Origin of the sequence: Austwickia chelonae NBRC 105200 (assembly GCF_000298175.1) — a bacterium.
GTDB lineage: Bacteria > Actinomycetota > Actinomycetes > Actinomycetales > Dermatophilaceae > Austwickia > Austwickia chelonae.
This window is the reverse complement of record NZ_BAGZ01000008.1, coordinates 102,933-118,374: the sequence shown is the minus strand read 5'-3', so window position 1 is coordinate 118,374 and position 15,442 is coordinate 102,933. Positions and strand designations below refer to the sequence as shown.

At 65.3% G+C, this 15,442-nt stretch carries 13 protein-coding genes; 2 read left to right on the top strand and 11 right to left on the bottom strand.

From position 1 onward, the window contains the following. Window positions 1-108: 108 nt before the first annotated feature. The 7 genes from AUCHE_RS16155 to AUCHE_RS07170 all read right to left on the bottom strand — a co-directional run bounded on the left by AUCHE_RS16155 (window position 109) and on the right by AUCHE_RS07170 (window position 10,067). Window positions 109-2,328, bottom strand: a complete 2,220-nt coding sequence (locus AUCHE_RS16155; RefSeq protein ID WP_006502621.1) for an FkbM family methyltransferase — start codon at window positions 2,326-2,328, stop codon at window positions 109-111. Beyond that, complete coding sequence (locus tag AUCHE_RS16925; RefSeq protein WP_006502620.1) at window positions 2,315-3,412, bottom strand: glycosyltransferase family protein; 1,098 nt, start codon at window positions 3,410-3,412, stop codon at window positions 2,315-2,317. Before AUCHE_RS16925 ends, AUCHE_RS16155 begins: the two co-directional genes overlap by 14 nt. Further along, window positions 3,409-5,352 carry a glycosyltransferase gene (locus AUCHE_RS17255; protein WP_006502619.1) on the bottom strand — a complete coding sequence of 648 codons (1,944 nt, stop codon included), beginning with the start codon at window positions 5,350-5,352 and terminating at the stop codon, window positions 3,409-3,411. Before AUCHE_RS17255 ends, AUCHE_RS16925 begins: the two co-directional genes overlap by 4 nt. Next, window positions 5,349-7,604, bottom strand: a complete 2,256-nt coding sequence (locus AUCHE_RS17250) for a glycosyltransferase (protein WP_006502618.1) — start codon at window positions 7,602-7,604, stop codon at window positions 5,349-5,351. Before AUCHE_RS17250 ends, AUCHE_RS17255 begins: the two co-directional genes overlap by 4 nt. An 87-nt stretch (window positions 7,605-7,691) precedes the next feature. Further along, window positions 7,692-8,288: a DUF3253 domain-containing protein gene (locus AUCHE_RS07180; RefSeq protein ID WP_006502617.1), complete on the bottom strand. Its 597-nt coding sequence runs from the start codon at window positions 8,286-8,288 to the stop codon at window positions 7,692-7,694. A gap of 123 nt (window positions 8,289-8,411) precedes the next feature. Further along, entirely contained in the window at window positions 8,412-8,765 is a 354-nt protein-coding gene (locus tag AUCHE_RS07175; RefSeq protein ID WP_006502616.1) for a hypothetical protein, read from the bottom strand. A gap of 174 nt (window positions 8,766-8,939) precedes the next feature. Further along, entirely contained in the window at window positions 8,940-10,067 is a 1,128-nt protein-coding gene (locus AUCHE_RS07170) for an aminotransferase (protein WP_217994358.1), read from the bottom strand. A 188-nt stretch (window positions 10,068-10,255) separates the two neighbouring features. Here AUCHE_RS07170 and AUCHE_RS07165 point away from each other — a divergent pair, with 188 nt between their 5' ends. Beyond that, complete coding sequence (locus AUCHE_RS07165; protein ID WP_052024861.1) at window positions 10,256-10,819, top strand: helix-turn-helix domain-containing protein; 564 nt, start codon at window positions 10,256-10,258, stop codon at window positions 10,817-10,819. Window positions 10,820-11,979: 1,160 nt separating this feature from the next. Beyond that, window positions 11,980-12,765: a hypothetical protein gene (locus AUCHE_RS07160; protein ID WP_143114755.1), complete on the top strand. Its 786-nt coding sequence runs from the start codon at window positions 11,980-11,982 to the stop codon at window positions 12,763-12,765. An 88-nt stretch (window positions 12,766-12,853) separates the two neighbouring features. Here AUCHE_RS07160 and AUCHE_RS07155 read toward each other — a convergent pair whose 3' ends face one another. The 4 genes from AUCHE_RS07155 to AUCHE_RS17465 all read right to left on the bottom strand — a co-directional run bounded on the left by AUCHE_RS07155 (window position 12,854) and on the right by AUCHE_RS17465 (window position 15,342). Beyond that, window positions 12,854-13,465, bottom strand: a complete 612-nt coding sequence (locus AUCHE_RS07155; RefSeq protein WP_006502612.1) for a hypothetical protein — start codon at window positions 13,463-13,465, stop codon at window positions 12,854-12,856. 50 nt (window positions 13,466-13,515) lie between these two features. Beyond that, the gene (locus AUCHE_RS07150; RefSeq protein ID WP_155889043.1) at window positions 13,516-14,502 is read right to left on the bottom strand and encodes a hypothetical protein; all 987 of its coding nucleotides are present in this window, start codon (window positions 14,500-14,502) and stop codon (window positions 13,516-13,518) included. Between the two features lie 77 nt (window positions 14,503-14,579). Further along, complete coding sequence (locus AUCHE_RS17720; protein WP_281242612.1) at window positions 14,580-14,714, bottom strand: hypothetical protein; 135 nt, start codon at window positions 14,712-14,714, stop codon at window positions 14,580-14,582. A 154-nt stretch (window positions 14,715-14,868) separates the two neighbouring features. Beyond that, window positions 14,869-15,342, bottom strand: a complete 474-nt coding sequence (locus AUCHE_RS17465) for a GntR family transcriptional regulator (RefSeq protein WP_006502610.1) — start codon at window positions 15,340-15,342, stop codon at window positions 14,869-14,871. Window positions 15,343-15,442: the final 100 nt, after the last annotated feature.

The window sequence follows — 15,442 nt, the reverse complement described above, 5'->3', positions numbered from 1 at the left end:
GCCCTGCTGGGGGCCTGTTCTGGTCACTGGAGGCCGCGAAAGTCGCGGCCTCCAGTGACCAGAACAGGCCCCCAGCGACCAGAAGAAGCCCAGACATCCCCCCGACGCTCACCCGGCGGCAGCATCCGACACCCAGATCGCCCGGAACGCCTCGAGCACCTCACCGGAGATCTCCCCTCGCCGCACCAACTCGTGCAGCACGACGAGCCCCACCCCCGGGGAGCGATAGGCACCCACCACGACGAGCACCAGGGCCCGCAACTGCGCACACGAGAGCCGATCGAGACGGGCCGGATCGCGCACATAGAGCAGATCCGCCTCGACCAACTGCCGCGCAGAGGCCTGGAAAGGGTCACTCCAGGGCACCGGAGCCAACGGCCAGGTACGGGTCGACACGAAGGCATGAGGCACGAAACCGTGCTCCCGCAACGCGCAATCCACGTCACCGGCCAACGGCGCACCGCGGTAGAGCCGGTGATAACCCACCTCCACCTGCACCGCAACCGTCGACGCGAGCAATCGAGGCGCACCCTGCAGGATCATCAGCTCACTGCCCTGGGCATCGATCTTCAACAGCTCCATCCGGTCGATCTGCGGCAGGTCGTCGACCCGCGTCGTCACCGACGACAGCACCTCCGTGACCGCAGCCAGTTCCGGGAAATCGGAGAACACCCGCAACTGCCCCGGATCCGGCGGGTGCAACGAGCTGAAGCCGTCGGACGCGCAGACGTACAGGCGGTGCGCGGCACCGTCACCCACGGCCGCACCGACATAGCAGTACTGCTCGGACCGCGCGCCCGCCAGACGAGCCAACGCCTGCGGCTGGGGTTCGAAGCCGACGACGCGGGCCAGCCCGGCCTCCAGGAGTGGCCGGTAGGGCGGCTCGTCGAGCGGGTTGGCCCCGATGTCGACCACGGTCACGACGTAGGGCGCACCCGGGGCCGCGCCCAGCAGGTCCGCCGTCGCCCGCACATCGACGACCTGAACCGCCGGGCCAAGATGTTCCTGAAGTGCCAGATCCACGTCGTGACGCAGGCCGTCATGGCGGTCCACCCACCCACCCCACACTCCTTCGAGATGGCGGCTTCGGGTGAGCCGCCGCAGAGCCGGGGCATTGCGGCGCGGAGGCCGTTCACCCTGCGCGTCCGCCCGGCTGGCCCGCACGACCAGACCTTCGTAGGCCGCCGGGCCCAGCGCGCACAGCTGAGCCAAGGTGCCCTCCGGCACGACGGCGTCGGTGACCTCGACCACGAACCGGCAGCGGGCCCGGACCTCCGCCGGAACGGGCCCGATCGACAGCCGGGTGTCACCTGCCGGCCAGAGTCCCTGACGCACGACAGTGCCGTCGCGCAGCCACGCGCGGGCGTCGGAGCCGGCCAGGAGGTCGGCGGCCAGTAGGAGGACTGTCTCGGGGGCGAGGCGGCGATCGTCGAGGTCGATGGCGATCTCGGGGAAGTCCCAGCGGACACGGGGATCGCGGGCGCCCGGTGCGGTGATCGTCTCGGCGATCCGTACCGTCTCCCTGGTCTTGGCAGCCGGATCACGCTCCCGTCCGCCGGCATCAGGCCCGTCGTGCCAGGCCACCGCGGCAGGTTCGTGGCGCAGGGCCGCACCGGCCAGCCAGGCACGATGAGCGAACTCCCAGTCCTCGCCGCCATAGGAGGTGAAGCGGTCGTCGTCGAAACCCTGTGTCGCCTGCCAGAGCTCGGAGGTGAGCGCGAGTACCGCGCTGATGACGAAACGGTAGGACCGCTCGTCGGCGTTCCGTAGGTCTGCTGTCGCGGCGTACCCGTCGGCCAACCAGCTCGGGTCGGTGAGGATCCGCGCGGCCGGGCGGTCCGCACCTGAGACGAAGGCCATCGTCTGTTCGACGTCCAGGCCGGTCAGGTCTGCATGGCGACGCCGGCCCACCGCCAGGCCACGACCTCGGGCGGCACCTTCGGCGGCCGAGGCGGCATCACGGCAGGATGCGCCGATCCGGTCCACGTAGTCCGGCTCGCAGATCATGTCGCCGTCGAGGAAGAGCAGCGTCCCGCACCCTTGTCCGATCAGGGCTCGAGCGCCGGCGTTACGTGCCCGGGCTGCTTGGAAGCCGTTGTCCGGGAGCCGGATCAGGCTGGTCGGATGACACCTTCGTCCCAGCCGGGGCGCTCGGCGGGAACCGTCGTCGACCACCACGATGGTGAATTCGGGCGTCTTCCCGTCCGGGTCGGTCTGCCGGTCGAGGGCGGCCAGGCATCTGTCCAATCCGGTCTGGTCGTCGTAGGTGATGACGACGACGCCGGTGCGGGCGGGGCGGGGCCCGGTCGTCCTGTCAGGTGACGGCATGGTGTGCTCCTGCGGTGAGACGGACGACGGTCCGGTCGAGGACGTCGGCGTAGACGGCCGCGCAGTCCGCCGCACGTGGCCCGGGGTGCGGTCGGCGCGGGTCCTGCCAGGTGAGCCACGGGTCGGCGAGCGCAGCGGTGGCGGCCTCGTGCAGGTCGGTGTGGTCGGTGCCGGGGCCGTAGTCGAGGATGCTGTCGGGGTTCCGTTCGAGTAGTTCCGTGACATAGGGGCTGGCCGGTGCCAGGGGGCGGCGTCCGGCGGCGATCCAGGTGTTGAGGGTGCCCGATGCGGAGACTTGTCGATGTGGGGCCACGGGGATGCCTGCCGTCCAGAGTTTTTCGAGGAGACTTCTGTCGGGGACATGTCCGGTGACCAGGAGGCGTCGTCCGAGTTCGCTGGCGTGCCTATGCAGTTGTTCGACGAGGCCGGTATGGCCCGGTGAGGGTGCGCCCAAGGCGATCATGCCGATCTGTGGGGGCAGTTCGGCGATGGTCTCGAGTACGTCGACGTGGCCTTTGCCCGGGTAGAGGAATCCGAGCACGACGAGGTCCTGGTTGTTTCCCGTGTGCGGGTGACGTCGTGGTCGTCCGGGTGTGGGGTGGGGGAAGGTGGGCGGTGGGATGGGGAGGGGGACGACTTCCACCGGGGTGGGTCGTTCCCCGGGTGGCAGGCAGTTCTGGAGCAGTCGTGCTTCGTGTCGGCTCGCGACGACGACGGTTTCGGCGGCTGCGGCCATGCGGGCATATCCTCGGGCGCGGCGCTGGTAGCGGGCCGGGTCGTCGTCCGGGTGGGGCAGGTCGTGCAGGGTCAGCGAGATATGACGGTGTCCGGCCAGTCGTTGGATGACGTCGGCGCAGGCTTCTGCGCTGTCGGCTACGAGGTGGTCGGTCAGGTGCAGGTGGGTCAGGTCTGCGGTCGGTAGGCAGGTGAGTCCGGAGGGGTCGGTGAGGTGGATGCGCCGGTGCCGGGCCAGGGCTGGTTCTGCCAGCAGGGTGTGGGCGTGTCGGGTGACTCCGTGGGTGTCGGGTCCGAGGACGACGTGGAGCACGGTGCTTTCGGTGGTGCTGGCCGTGTGGCGGGTCATGGTCCGTTTCCGGTGGTGGTCCGCCATTCGTGGTGTGTGGGGTCGAAGTGGGCGAGTCCGGCTGCGGCGAATGCTTCCAGCCATCCCTGCATCGGGTGCCAGCCCCATCTGGTGGCGAACAGGTTGGCGTTGCGGACGATGTCGGTCAGGTGTTCTGTCGGTGGGTCGGTGACGGTGTGGTGCTGGTGGTAGGCGTCTGCACCGCCGAGCCACATCAGGTGTCCTCCTGCGGCTTGCAGTGTCATCGCGAAGTCGGTGTCTTCGCCGCCGTAGCCGGTGTAGTCGGTGCAGAAGCCGCCGAGTCGGTCGTAGTCGTCGAGTCGGGTGGCGAAGGACAGCGACCAGAACAGTCGGAGGTCGTCGGCGGCTGTTGCCGTGCCTGGGGGTGGGTCGGGTCTGGCGGGGTGTGGTGAGCGGTGTCGCAGCAGTGTGGCGGGGTCTGCGTTGTCGCCTGGGGTGAGTGCGTCTGCGGGTAGGTAGGTCACCGGTCCTGCCCAGATGGTTGGTCGCGGGGTGTTCTCGTCGGGGTCCTGGTGGAGGGCGTGCGCGTAGCGGGCGACGAGTTCGGTGGAGGGGATGCAGTCCACGTCGAGGAAGATCGCGTCGGTGCAGCCGGTGTCGCGGGCTCGGCGTGCTCCGGTGTTGCGGGCGGCGGCGAGGGGGAGGCGGCCGGTGTCGTCGCGGGGGATGTGGACGATGGTGGGGTGGAGGGTTGCGGTGTCGCTGCCGAGGGTGGCGGTCGCGGCTGTGTCGGGGACTGTCGGGTCGTCGATGGCGACCAGGATGTGGTGTTCCGGCAGGTGGGTTCCGGCGAGTAGTCCTGCGATCTGTCGGCGGAGGTGTTCGTGTCGTCCGGAGACGAGTGTGATGACGGCGAGGCCACCGATGATGCGGCGTCCGGAGGCGATGGTGTGGGCGAGGGCGGCGGCCCGTCGGGCGCCGTGTCCGTCGGACCAGGTGGTCCAGCGTTCGCCGGGGATGTGTCGGGCTTGTTCGAGGAGTTCTGGCCAGCGGTGGGCTTCGGGGATGCCGCGGTGGGTGGCGGCCAGGCCTGCCCGGTCGAGGGCGGCGAGGGTGGCGTCCTGTTCGCCGTGGGGTCGGGGGGTGCTGATGACGACGGCTGGTTTTCGGGCGGCGGCGACTTCGGCGACGGCGTTCTGTCCGGCGTGGGTGACGACGATGTCGGCGGTGCGGAGCATGGGCCAGACTGCGTCGGGGTCGGTGGGGCGTGTCCAGCGGGTGTGTGGTGTCGCGGCGGCGGCTTGGTCCTGGTCGGCTTGGGTCCAGCTTTGTCCGCCGGTGCCCCACAGCACTCCTATGGTCAGGTCGTGGCTGGTTGGGGGGTGGGTGGTCGCCGGGGTGGGTGGTTGCTCTGTGGGTCCGGTCCGGGAGGTGTTTTCTGGCTGGTCGAAGCGGGACAGGCCGCCTACGTGGGCTGTTTTGTGTCGCCACCGGGGTGGCCAGTCGGGTTCGGGGAGGGTGCCGGGCCAGGGCGCGAGGAGTGCGGAGGCGAGGTCGTAGGCCGCTTGGTGTGCCCGGTCGGTGCGGTCTCCGCGCATTGCGGCCACGATGACTGGTATGCCGAGGAGGCGTAGGAGGAGGGTCACTTCGACGGAGACGTCGGTGATCACTGCGTGTGGGTGGGTGTGTTCTGCCCAGGCGGCGATGGTGTGCATCCGGTTGCGGTAGCCGTCGTTGTGGAGGGGTGCCCAGTGCAGCACTCCCCCGGCGGTTTCTTCTGGGTCGGTGCTGTGGGGTGGTCGGTCGTCGCGGTCGAGGTCGATCCATTCGCCCGGCCAGTCCGGTGGCGCGGGCAGTGAGGACAGGCCGGTGACCGGTTGGCGGAGGGCGTGGGCGATCTGGGTGGCTCGGGTGAGGTGGCCGGCGCCGTGGTGGTGGATGTAGTAGCCGATCCGGTGTGGGGGTGTGGTGGGTGTCATGCGCCGACTTCCCGGGGGAGTCTGTTGTGTGACCGTAGTCGCGTGTAGATGCGTTCGTGGAGGGTGGCGATCCGGGTGAGTTCTTCGGTGCGTCGTCGTGTTGTCGGGCGGGTGGCGCGGAGTCCTGCGGTGTGTGCGGAGAGGGCTGCTCGGAGTGCGCGTTCGAGGTCGCCGTCGGTGTGGGGGTTCCAGGTCCAGGCGGGGCGTTGTTCGGCCAGGTGTCCGGTGGTGCTGGGGACGAGGACGGGGGTGCCGAGGTCGTGGCACATCTCGAGCCAGCCGGAGTGGGTGCCGCTGCGGTAGGGCAGGACGGCCAGGTCGGCGTCGAGGAGGTCGTTCCACAGTTGTGTGTCGTCGAGGGGGTCGTGGACGAGGATTTCCACGGTGTCGGGTGGGTTGGCGACGAGGCTGGCCAGTTCGGTGTTGTGGCGGGGGTGGTTCTTGTGGAGTGCGTCGGTGTGGAGGTGGAGGCGTAGTCGGGCGCCGGGGATGCGGCTGACGGCGGTGGGGAGTTCTCGTATGGCGCTGTGGAGGTCGATGTTGGCGCGCAGGCTTTTCAGGTGTGTTCCGACCACCCAGCCGTCGTGTTCGGGTCGTTCGCGGTTCAGCCAGGTCCGGTTCACCAGGTGGGGGTGGGGGTGGACGGTGGCGGTGCGTCCCCAGCGGGCGTGTATCTGGGTGGCGGCTCCGGGGGTGAGGGTGAGGATGTCGTCGGCTGCGGCGGTGAGCAGTCGGAGGTTTTCTGCGTAGCGGGCGTGTTCTGCGGGGTGGGTCAGGTGGGGGTTGGTCAGGTCGTGCACGGTGAGTACGAGGGCGGTGGATGTGTCGTGGAGTGCGCCGGTCCATCGTCGGATCTGTTCGGGGGTGCGGTGTTCGAATCCGAAGTGGAGGTGGACGACGTCGATTCGGTCGGCGTGTGTTCTGATCCAGTTCTCTTCGAGGGCTGGGTGTGGCCACCATTGCCCGGGGGGTGCGCCGGGGATCGGTGGGTCGTGGAGGAAGGTGGTGAGTTCTTCGGTGCAGGCGGTGGCGATCGTCCGGGTGTAGGGGTGTCCGGCGGGGATGGCTTGGACTCGGGTGGGTGGGGTTTTCGGGTGCCGGGTGGTGTCGTCGGGGCTGGGTCGGGGTGTTTTCCGGTTCAGCATTCTGATGTCGGCCCGGGTGGTGAGTTCTTCTGCGATGAGTTCTTCGTATTGGTCGAGCATGCGGTCGGCGCCGAGGGTGGTTCTGGCGGTGGCGCAGGCTTGTTGCCGGGAGAGTGCGGTGGCTTGGGGGATCGCTTGTGCCAGTCGTGCGGTGAGGGTGGTGTCGTCGTCTCCGTTGTCGGCGACGAGTACGCCGGTGTGTGCGGTGACCACTTCTTTCAGTCCGCCGCGGGCCAGGGCGACGACGGGGGTGCCGCAGAGTGGTCCTTCGGCGGCGACGAGACCGAAGGGTTCTTCCCATCTGGGGGTGACGAGCAGTGCGGCGCATGTGCCGACGATGTTCGACACCTGTTGGTTGCTGAGGTGTCCGTGGTAGCGGACGTCTGGTCCGATGTGGGGTGAGATGTGGCGGTGGAAGTAGTCGTTGTCGTAGATCGGGCCGCAGAGGTGAAGGCGGTATCCGGCGGCGGCTGCTGCTCGGATGGCGAGGTGGGCGCCTTTTTCGGGGGTGATCCGGCCTATCCAGCACAGGTCGGGGCCGCCGGGGCCGGGGGTGAATTCGTCGAGGCAGATGCCGTTGAGGATGACGTCCGGGCGCCGTGGTGGTGAGGTCCATTGTCGGGCGAGGGCGGCGCTGACGGCGATCTGGCGGGATTGGTGTCCGGCGAGGGCGAGGGCGGCGTCGAGCCAGGGGATCGGTGGGGTGTGGAGGGTGGTGAGGGTCGGTGCGCCGAGGATTTGGCGGATGAGGGGGGCCAGCAGAACTGGTGTCGGGTGGAGGCTGTGGTTGAGCACGGCGTCGATGTCGGTGCGTGTCAGGAGGTTTCGCATGGCACCGTCGAGTGCGTGGTGGTCGGCGAAGAATTGGGGTTCGGGCAGGTGGGGGTCGAGTGCGGCGATGGCGCTCAGTGTGGGCAGGGTGGGGAACTGGATGAGTTCGTCGGCGAGGTCTGGGTCGGAGCCGGCTGCTGCGTAGAGGAGTACGTGGTGTCCGCGGGCGCGTAGGCCTCGGGTGGTCGTGGCTACCAGGGCTTCTTGTCCACCGACGAATGGTGAGGCGATCGGGTGTCGGGTCGGGCCGAGGACTGCCAGCCGGAGGGCTGTCAAGGTCGGGCCGCTGTCGGCGGGTGGCGTCGCTCGGATGGCGCAGCGCCAATCACGGTCAGGTGTCTGATTATTGACATATGTCGGACACTAGTCCGATGGGCGGCCGTCCGCATCGGCAGCTGTTTTGTCGGCGACGTCTTCGCCGGTCGGGGTGCGAGGCTGGGTGTCTGTTGGGGTTGCTTTCTCGGTGGTTCGCGGCTCGGGCGGGGTGAGGCGGTCGCCTGGTCCGATTCTGATCGGGCCGCGTGTCTTCGCGGGGTCGACGACGAGGCCTTTCTGTTGGATGCGCACGATGTCGGCGGCGGCTAGTTCTCGGGCTACTTCGCGGACCAGGTCGAGGCTTTCGCGCCAGTCGGTGCCGCCGATGATGCGGGCGATTTCGCTGGGGCAGATCGTTCCTTCTGCGCGTCGGCGGAGCAGGGCACGGATGGCTGCTGCTGCACGGTCGCTTTGTCCTTGTCGTGTCGGTGGTTCCCACCAGGGTTCGCCGCGTTCCCCGAGGGCTACTTTCGCGTCGGAGACGCGGGGGCGTGCGCTGGTGGGGTCGGTGCGGACGAGTCTGCGGGCTTGCATGAGTTCGGCGACCAGTTCGGTGCGTAGCGCGTCGGGGATGGCGGGGTCGGTGGCTCGCCAGCGGCGGCCGCCGACGACGATATGTCGCCCGTCGGGTGTCTTGTCGACCATAGGTGACCTCGCTGTGCCGGTTCGGGCCTTTTCTTGAGCGGACGGTGGATATTTTCCGGCGACGCCGTGCGTTGACCGCAATCGGTCCCGCGTTGACCCTCGGGCGACCGGGCATCTTCTTTTTCAGGCAGTCACTCGACGGCGTGAGTTTCTGATGTAGAAGGCCACCATTCCTGGGGTTGACAGCCCCACCAAGAACCAATTGTCAAGAAAATAGGCCAGAGTCAAACCGGCTAATATGTATGTGACATCGACTACTCGATGGGCGACTTCATGCTCCGTCTCCCCGACGGCGCTTTCTGGGATTTTTTTCAAAAAAATTGTCGAGACAAGTATCTCGATCACTCCGAGCAGAATGAGAGCGAAGCTGATGCTCTTGTTGCCATAAAGGTAGAGGAGCACCCCTGAGATGAACAGGACAGTTCCGGTGCCGCAGATAATAGCTCGGATGCTCTTCAAGGCCGCTCCAAGTTTCATCGACATGTCCTGCCGAGATCAGCAGATTTCTGATGGCGACGCTGGACCACCGACGTCGAACCTACGGGAAGCTCGATCCTCTGCCACTGTCTTGGCAGTCGCGCGCAACTCTCTTTGCATCGCTCGCGCCACATGTTACCCGTATAAGTCACGCGATAAACGCCGCTTCTATCACTAGGGCTGATTTCCGTCCAGGAACTGGCCCATCAGGCGAAGGCCAGTCATCAGGGTTTCGGTGTCATCGGCGTAGCCGATGCGGACAGTCCGTTCGAGGTCGAAGGCTGCGCCGGGGGTGAGCATGACGCCGGTCTCTTTGAGCAGACGGGTGCAGAACTCGTAGGAGTCCAGCGGTGCCTCGTATCGCAACAGGGCGGTGGTACCGCCGCGAGGCTTGACGTAGTGGACGTCTGGGCGGCCGGCCACCCATGCGTCGAGGATCGCAAGGTTGGTCCGGACAATCCGGCGGGCACGGTCGAGGATCACCTGTCGGTGTTCCAGGGCCAGTGCCGCCAGTGCGTCATCGATGCGTCCCACACTGATGGTGGTGTAGTCGCGGTGGACGGCCACCCGGTCCAGGAGGTCTGTGGCGCCCACGATCCATCCCAGGCGGAGGCCTGCCAGGGAGAACGGCTTGGACATGCTTCCGGTGGAGATGCCTCGGACGTAGAGGTCCGCGATCGAGGCGGTGACCCCGTCGCCGTCCTGGTCGATCCCTCGATAGACCTCGTCGCACAACACCCACGCCCCCACCCGGTCTGCGATCTGGGCGATGCGCCGAAGTCCTTGCTCGTCGATGAGCGCGCCCGTGGGATTGTTCGGGTTGTTGATCGCGATCAGCCGGGTGTCGTCCGTGGTCAGTCGCTCCAGCTCGTCCAGATCTGGCAGCCAACCTTGGTTCTCCCGCAGGCGAAGAGGGGAGACGCGCGCACCATAGCTGGCCGGGATGGAGTAGTGCTGCTGGTAGGTGGGCACGACCGTGACCACGTGGTCCCCCGGTTCCACGAGCGTGGCGTGCACCAGGGCATTCGCACCGACAGCGCCGTGCGTGACGAGCACGTTCTCAGGGCGTTGTTTCTCGTAGAGGTCTGCGATCAGCGCGCGCAGCCGTGGGCTCCCGGTGATCGGTCCGTATGTCAGCTGTGTGGCTTCCAGTTCTGCCAGCACTTCTTCCCTGCGTCCCGACAGTTTCAACAGGTCACCGGTGGTCAAGGAGCGCACGCAGGTTTCGGCCAGGTTGTACCGGCATGTCTCCTCGTACTCGTTCATCCACTGTTCGACGGCGAATTCCTTGATCTGCACCATGTCCGTCCTCTGTGCTCTTGATGTTCCGCGCTGCGGCCCAGGCCGGCGTACTGTCGCTCATCTCGCACCTGAGGGAATGGCAGGGCGTGTGCTCAGGCGCTTGAGGATTCGGGGCAACCCGCATGAATGAGCACTATACTGCGCATTATTACTGAGGGACAATAGTTTTGCGCACTATAATGCGCGTCATGGGTGAGCAGATGGCGGCCGCGTCGACATTCGTCCTTCGCATCGGTCGCCGGATACGGGATATGCGCAAGCAGCGCGGCTGGAGTGTGCAGCGGTTGGCCGATGTCAGCGGGCTGAGTCGGCGGATGCTGACCCAGATCGAGCTGGGCCAGGCCAATCCGAGCCTCGCCACCATCGACCGTATCGCTCACGGCCTGGGCACCGACTTCGCCGCCATCGCCCTTCCTGAAGCGGAACCGGTGCCTCACGCAATGGAGGGAATACTCGCCTGGCAAGGACCTGGCGACAGTCGGGCGCTCTTGCTCAGCGCGACGATCGACCCTCGCGCCGAGCTGTGGCGTTGGACACTCAACCCTCAGGTGCGTTACGAGGCGGAACCTGATCGACTCGGCGCCCAGGAGATCCACCACGTCCTCTCCGGAACGCTCACTCTCGTCCTGGAGGACGAACAACTTGTCGTAGCATCCGGGCAGACCACCACCATCCGGACCGATCAGCGTTACGCCTATCTCAACGACACGGCCCGCCCGGTCACCTTCATCCGAGTCGTCACCGGCGCCTGACGGCACACCAAGACGCCCTACTGCATTTCGCCCGGGCTGCCTTAGCAATATCAGCGGGTTCCACTACGCGAAGGCCCCGGTAACTGCCACTCAGCGATAGAGCTGGAGAAGAGGCCCAAACCCTCGCCCTTCTGTTTCGACTCGTGGCGCTTCGGGTTGGTTTGGTTGTGCGCTGTATTAGCGGCCCCACCTGCACACTTTGTTCGGCTGTGTCTCGTTGCGCTTCGACCGCTTCGGTCGTCTCGGGGGCAAAAAGATGGGCAAAACGATGGGGAGCTGCCCGGTGACCGCACCTGCCTTGACCAGACAGAGCCGCCGACCCTTAGCGGAGCACGGGAGCCGGACGCAGTGCCCGAGTCAAGGGTGGCGCAGCCATCGCGAAGCGACGCGACGAAGGAGCGCCCTGGACGCGGGTACGGAGACCTGCGGATGCTCAGCGCCGGGTCGTCAGCGTCCATCGAGAGCGATTGGCCTGCCCGTGGCGCATACTGCCCAACAGAAGGCTTGCACCGGAAGGACCTGTTTAGATGCGCGAGTGTATGGCGAAGACGCGGCTACGCGTCTCGGCAGGAAGGATTGCGGCGTGGGCACTGGGGGAACCGTTTGTAAAGCTAAATACACCAAGATCGCGGGCCGACGGAGAGCCATCGCCGGTCGCGAACGGGTTGGATAGCGCAGCTTCACAGAGGCAGATATATGACCCCAATCAAGTCGTCATTGGCACGGCAGCTGCGTGTTTTGCTTCCCTTGTGTCATCCCTACTCTTGACTTACGCTTCCTTCGTTCGGAACTCAGTTGATTGCATGGGGAGCAGCCCAGCGACATGTCAATTCTTATCATTTGAATACTTTGGGTGGATCTTCAGCTCAAAGAACACAAGCACCGACCCATCTGGATTGCTGGCAGCAATAGCGTCATTCTGCCTACCACTCTTCGTTGCCGTTCAGTTTCAAGACTGGAAAAGCACCAGTGACGAAGAAGCCAATGCGCTTTCAACTACGACCATAGCAGCGTTGTATTTCTCTGCTATCGCAAGCTGGGGAGCCATCCCTTCAGCGCTGGCCTGCGAGCGGATTTCGACGCTTGGGCCGATTGCGCTCGCATTCCCAGTGGTTCTCTGTGCACTCGCAGCGACCCTGCAGCGGCCGCCAGGCGCGCTCATGAAGTCCATCGAGGGGAGCAATCAACTGGCCGAAAAGGCTCGGCGGTTGTATTCCGCCCTTCCAGAGCAGACGAAAGCTGCCCCGACTGAACCTGTAGAGGCGTCGCCCAAAGAGTCCAATCAGTCGAGACTGCAAGAGCTCTCCAAAGAGGGGGTAGAAGATTCAAAGAAGATCAGGATATGGAATGCAGCCAAGGATATTGTACGCGCCTGGCTTGCCTATATGAAGAGGAGTGCCGCGTGGGCACTCGTGGTGCCCGTCTCTGTAATGCTATGGTCCAGCACCACTCGCCTTAAGGTCCCGGATCTGACCAGCCTCGGGGCCGGATCCTTAGTTTGGCTTACGTTTCTACTTTTAGAGTGTTTTTATGCGCGCGCCTTCGTGCAGGCTACCGTTGCCCGGGGCACCATAGGGCGAGGCGCCGCCATCGGCTCCCTTGCGTTGCCTGCGCTCGTAACGGTTGCGCTCGCCCTGTCCGCGATGATGATCCTGTTCTCGGAGCCAAGCGTCGCTCCGACGATCTTTCTCTGGTTCTTCGGGCCCGCGCTCCTTGCATGGTTCCGGCGAAGACGAGTTGACGTTCTGCCGCTGTTGCGCTTTGCGCTGGTCAAGGTTGCTCGACACGCCGCGCTACGGGCAGAGAAGGACAAAGCACGTTCAGCTGAGCCAGAGCAGAAGGGCGCTGCCAACGCAGACGGCCCCCGGCGAAGTGCTGTTGGGCGGGATGCACGCAGCGCAGCCCGGAGCGTGAGTCCCCGCCGTCGCGCAGCGCGGCGCTCTTGAGAGAGTACAGATATTGCTCCCGCAGCCGGAGCATCACACGATGCAGGCCACGAGTATGGACGGCAGGGAAACTCCTTGCGTGCGCGGCTCAATGGCACTGCGATCCGCCCTCATTGGATGTTGTACTGGTGAAGTAGCTCTTATCGATAGCAATCGGTGTCGGAGACAACGGCGACACGTCATCCGTCACGATGAGGCCAATCACGCGACTAAAGAGCAGCGCGAGCCTGAAGAACTTGAGGACAGCCAGGAGGGCGGCAGCGATGAAAACCCAGATTCCCGCGTACGAATCTACTGTGGATCGAGCGTCTAGCACCGCAGCGATTAGGAACAGCAAGGCAGCCAAACCGGAGCCCAAGAACGTCCCTCGCCAGATACGACTCAATTCAGAGCCATAGACTTTCTTGAGGAGCATCACCCGGTCACCCCTACCGGAAACATACTGGCCGATGCTGACGCTAGCCAAAGTTCCGGTGAGTGAAATAACTACCGCCCATGCGGTGTACAGAGAGACCCTCTTTTCAGGTGGGACTTCCCCCAACAGTAGCGAAACCCCCCAAACATTGTGGGAGACCGCCAGGAGCGCCAGAATCATGAGCAAAACCGGAACGTCCGCCTTTGATTTGGAGAGCCACCAGTTTTCGACCGTCGCAGCGATCGCGGCCGCGCGGCCCCTCGAAGTCATCTTCTTGAACCCCATGCCCAGCACCCTCCCATCGCCCACCGACAGCCCTCAGGCTAGGGCAAATGTCACGTCCTGTCAGCGGCCGTGAGCTCCGCCAAGAGCGCCTCGTCGGTCGCCCTGCTCCTGATGGCTCGCACCGCGCTGTCGTCCTTGATCAGCCTGCCGTCGTCGTCGCGTGTCATAATGAGGGACTTGACGCTCAATTTCTGATTGATGAAATTGATTTCTTCCCTCCGCCGACGGTCCTCGTGATCGCTCAGAACCTTGGCCGACAGCTTATCAACCCCGGGGATTTCCAGGAGTGCCCGGGTGTGATCGCGCAACTCGTTGCGAGCCTCGTCCTTAGTTGGAGTCTGGCCCGGCGGAACCGTAAGGGTAACGGTGACCTGGAGTTCATCGGAAGACTGCAGAGTTTGCATGAACTCGCCGAGTCTGCGAACCAAGTTGTTTTGAGCTTGGCGCATGACGTTGGCTTGTGTGGTGCTGACGCGCACCGTTGCTGAGGTCACCCCGTCAGACCTTACCAATTTTTCCCGCATCTTCTTGGATACGCATGGATCAGCCACGAAAGTGTACTTGGACCCATCCGTGGGCGGAAACATTTTGGTCAGCCATAGGGCGAACGCTGATGCCTTTGGTGCCGCCTGAGAGCCAGTCACGATTCCAAAGATGTTGTTCAGCCCCGGAATGAACGTGACCACGCTCGTCTCGACCAGCGACTGATTCTCTGCCAATTCAAGCTCGCTCGTCTCGTGATCGACGTCAGATCCCGCCTGATTGAGGACTGCGAGCCACGAGGTTTCGTCGCGCGGCGACATTAAAGCGACTGCATACTCCTCTTCGACAAGGAATGGGCGCCCCATGAGCTGTCCGTCGGAAGCAGGCACGGTCCGCTCCTGCAGTGAACGTTGCCGTAGTTTTCCCAGGCCTATTTCCCACTCTTGGGCAGTCATGCCTGTTGACGTCCTGGCCCCTTGGGCATCCTCAACCATGACCTTCCAGAAGCTGATGGTCTTGGTGAGGGGCCCCGTATGCCGCGAGTCCTCTTCCACGGCAACCATTTTGCCAGGCCCGAGAACATGGTGGGGGCAAGACGCGCGATCCCGTGCCCTGATTCGCAGGATCCAACTCACGCGTCGAAGTTGTAGCGGACGACGAAGGCGGCTGCGTCGAGGGTCATGTGGTTGATTTCGACGGGGGTGCCGTCGGCGGTGACGGCGATGCGGGTGATGTCCAGGACGGGCGTGCCGGGGCCGATGTCCAATGCCTGGGGGGCTCCTCGGGCGTGGGCATGCGGGCGATGACGTCTTCGCTGAAGTGTTGGGGTGCATGCCCGAGTTCCTTCAGCCGGGCGTGGGTGCCGCCAGGGTGGGTGATCGCGGAGCCTGCGACGATGCGGGCGGGCAGGTAGGACGTCGCTACCGTGACGGGCTCCCGTCGAGGACGAACCGACGCTTACGGATCGTGACCTTCTCCCCCTCGGTGAGGGCGAGCACCTGGCGTACATCAGCGGGGGCCTCAGCCTCGGGGGTGACGTCCACAGAGTCCACGACCAGGTTGCGCGAGTCGGTCTCGTCCTCCCAGATGGCGCGCCCCGCGCCCCATTGCCGCTCACTGACGCGGGCGATGCTGTTACGGACGATGGGGCGGAAGTCGCGCACGAAGACCCCGGCGCCCTTGCGGGTCCACGTCAAGCCTTCGTTGCGGAGCATGCCCAAGGCATGACGGGCCGTCATCCGGGCCACTCCGTAGGCCTCTATCAGGGCGTTCTCCTCTGGGAGGCGATCACCGGCGGCGTAGACGCCGGACGCGATGGCAGCACGCAGCTCGGCTGCGATCGGTATCTGGCTGGGGCACGGAAGAAAGCGGGTATGGATTAGGTGACCTCGCACGCCTGGCGCAAGACCACCGCGAGCGTGCTGGACGAGTCCGGCCTCACAGCCCGGTTGATCGTCAACCAACTCGGTCGCTCCTGCGTCTCGATGGACTAAG

Excerpts from the sequence above, each read along its gene's own strand:
- AUCHE_RS16155 (WP_006502621.1), bottom strand. The coding sequence starts at position 2,328 with ATGCCGTCACCTGACAGGACGACCGGGCCCCGCCCCGCCCGCACCGGC.
- AUCHE_RS16925 (WP_006502620.1), bottom strand. The coding sequence starts at position 3,412 with ATGACCCGCCACACGGCCAGCACCACCGAAAGCACCGTGCTCCACGTC.
- AUCHE_RS17255 (WP_006502619.1), bottom strand. The coding sequence starts at position 5,352 with ATGACACCCACCACACCCCCACACCGGATCGGCTACTACATCCACCAC.
- AUCHE_RS07180 (WP_006502617.1), bottom strand. The coding sequence starts at position 8,288 with ATGGTCGACAAGACACCCGACGGGCGACATATCGTCGTCGGCGGCCGC.
- AUCHE_RS07175 (WP_006502616.1), bottom strand. The coding sequence starts at position 8,765 with ATGAAACTTGGAGCGGCCTTGAAGAGCATCCGAGCTATTATCTGCGGC.
- AUCHE_RS07170 (WP_217994358.1), bottom strand. The coding sequence starts at position 10,067 with ATGGTGCAGATCAAGGAATTCGCCGTCGAACAGTGGATGAACGAGTAC.
- AUCHE_RS07165 (WP_052024861.1), top strand. The coding sequence starts at position 10,256 with ATGGGTGAGCAGATGGCGGCCGCGTCGACATTCGTCCTTCGCATCGGT.
- AUCHE_RS07160 (WP_143114755.1), top strand. The coding sequence starts at position 11,980 with ATGAAGTCCATCGAGGGGAGCAATCAACTGGCCGAAAAGGCTCGGCGG.
- AUCHE_RS07155 (WP_006502612.1), bottom strand. The coding sequence starts at position 13,465 with ATGGGGTTCAAGAAGATGACTTCGAGGGGCCGCGCGGCCGCGATCGCT.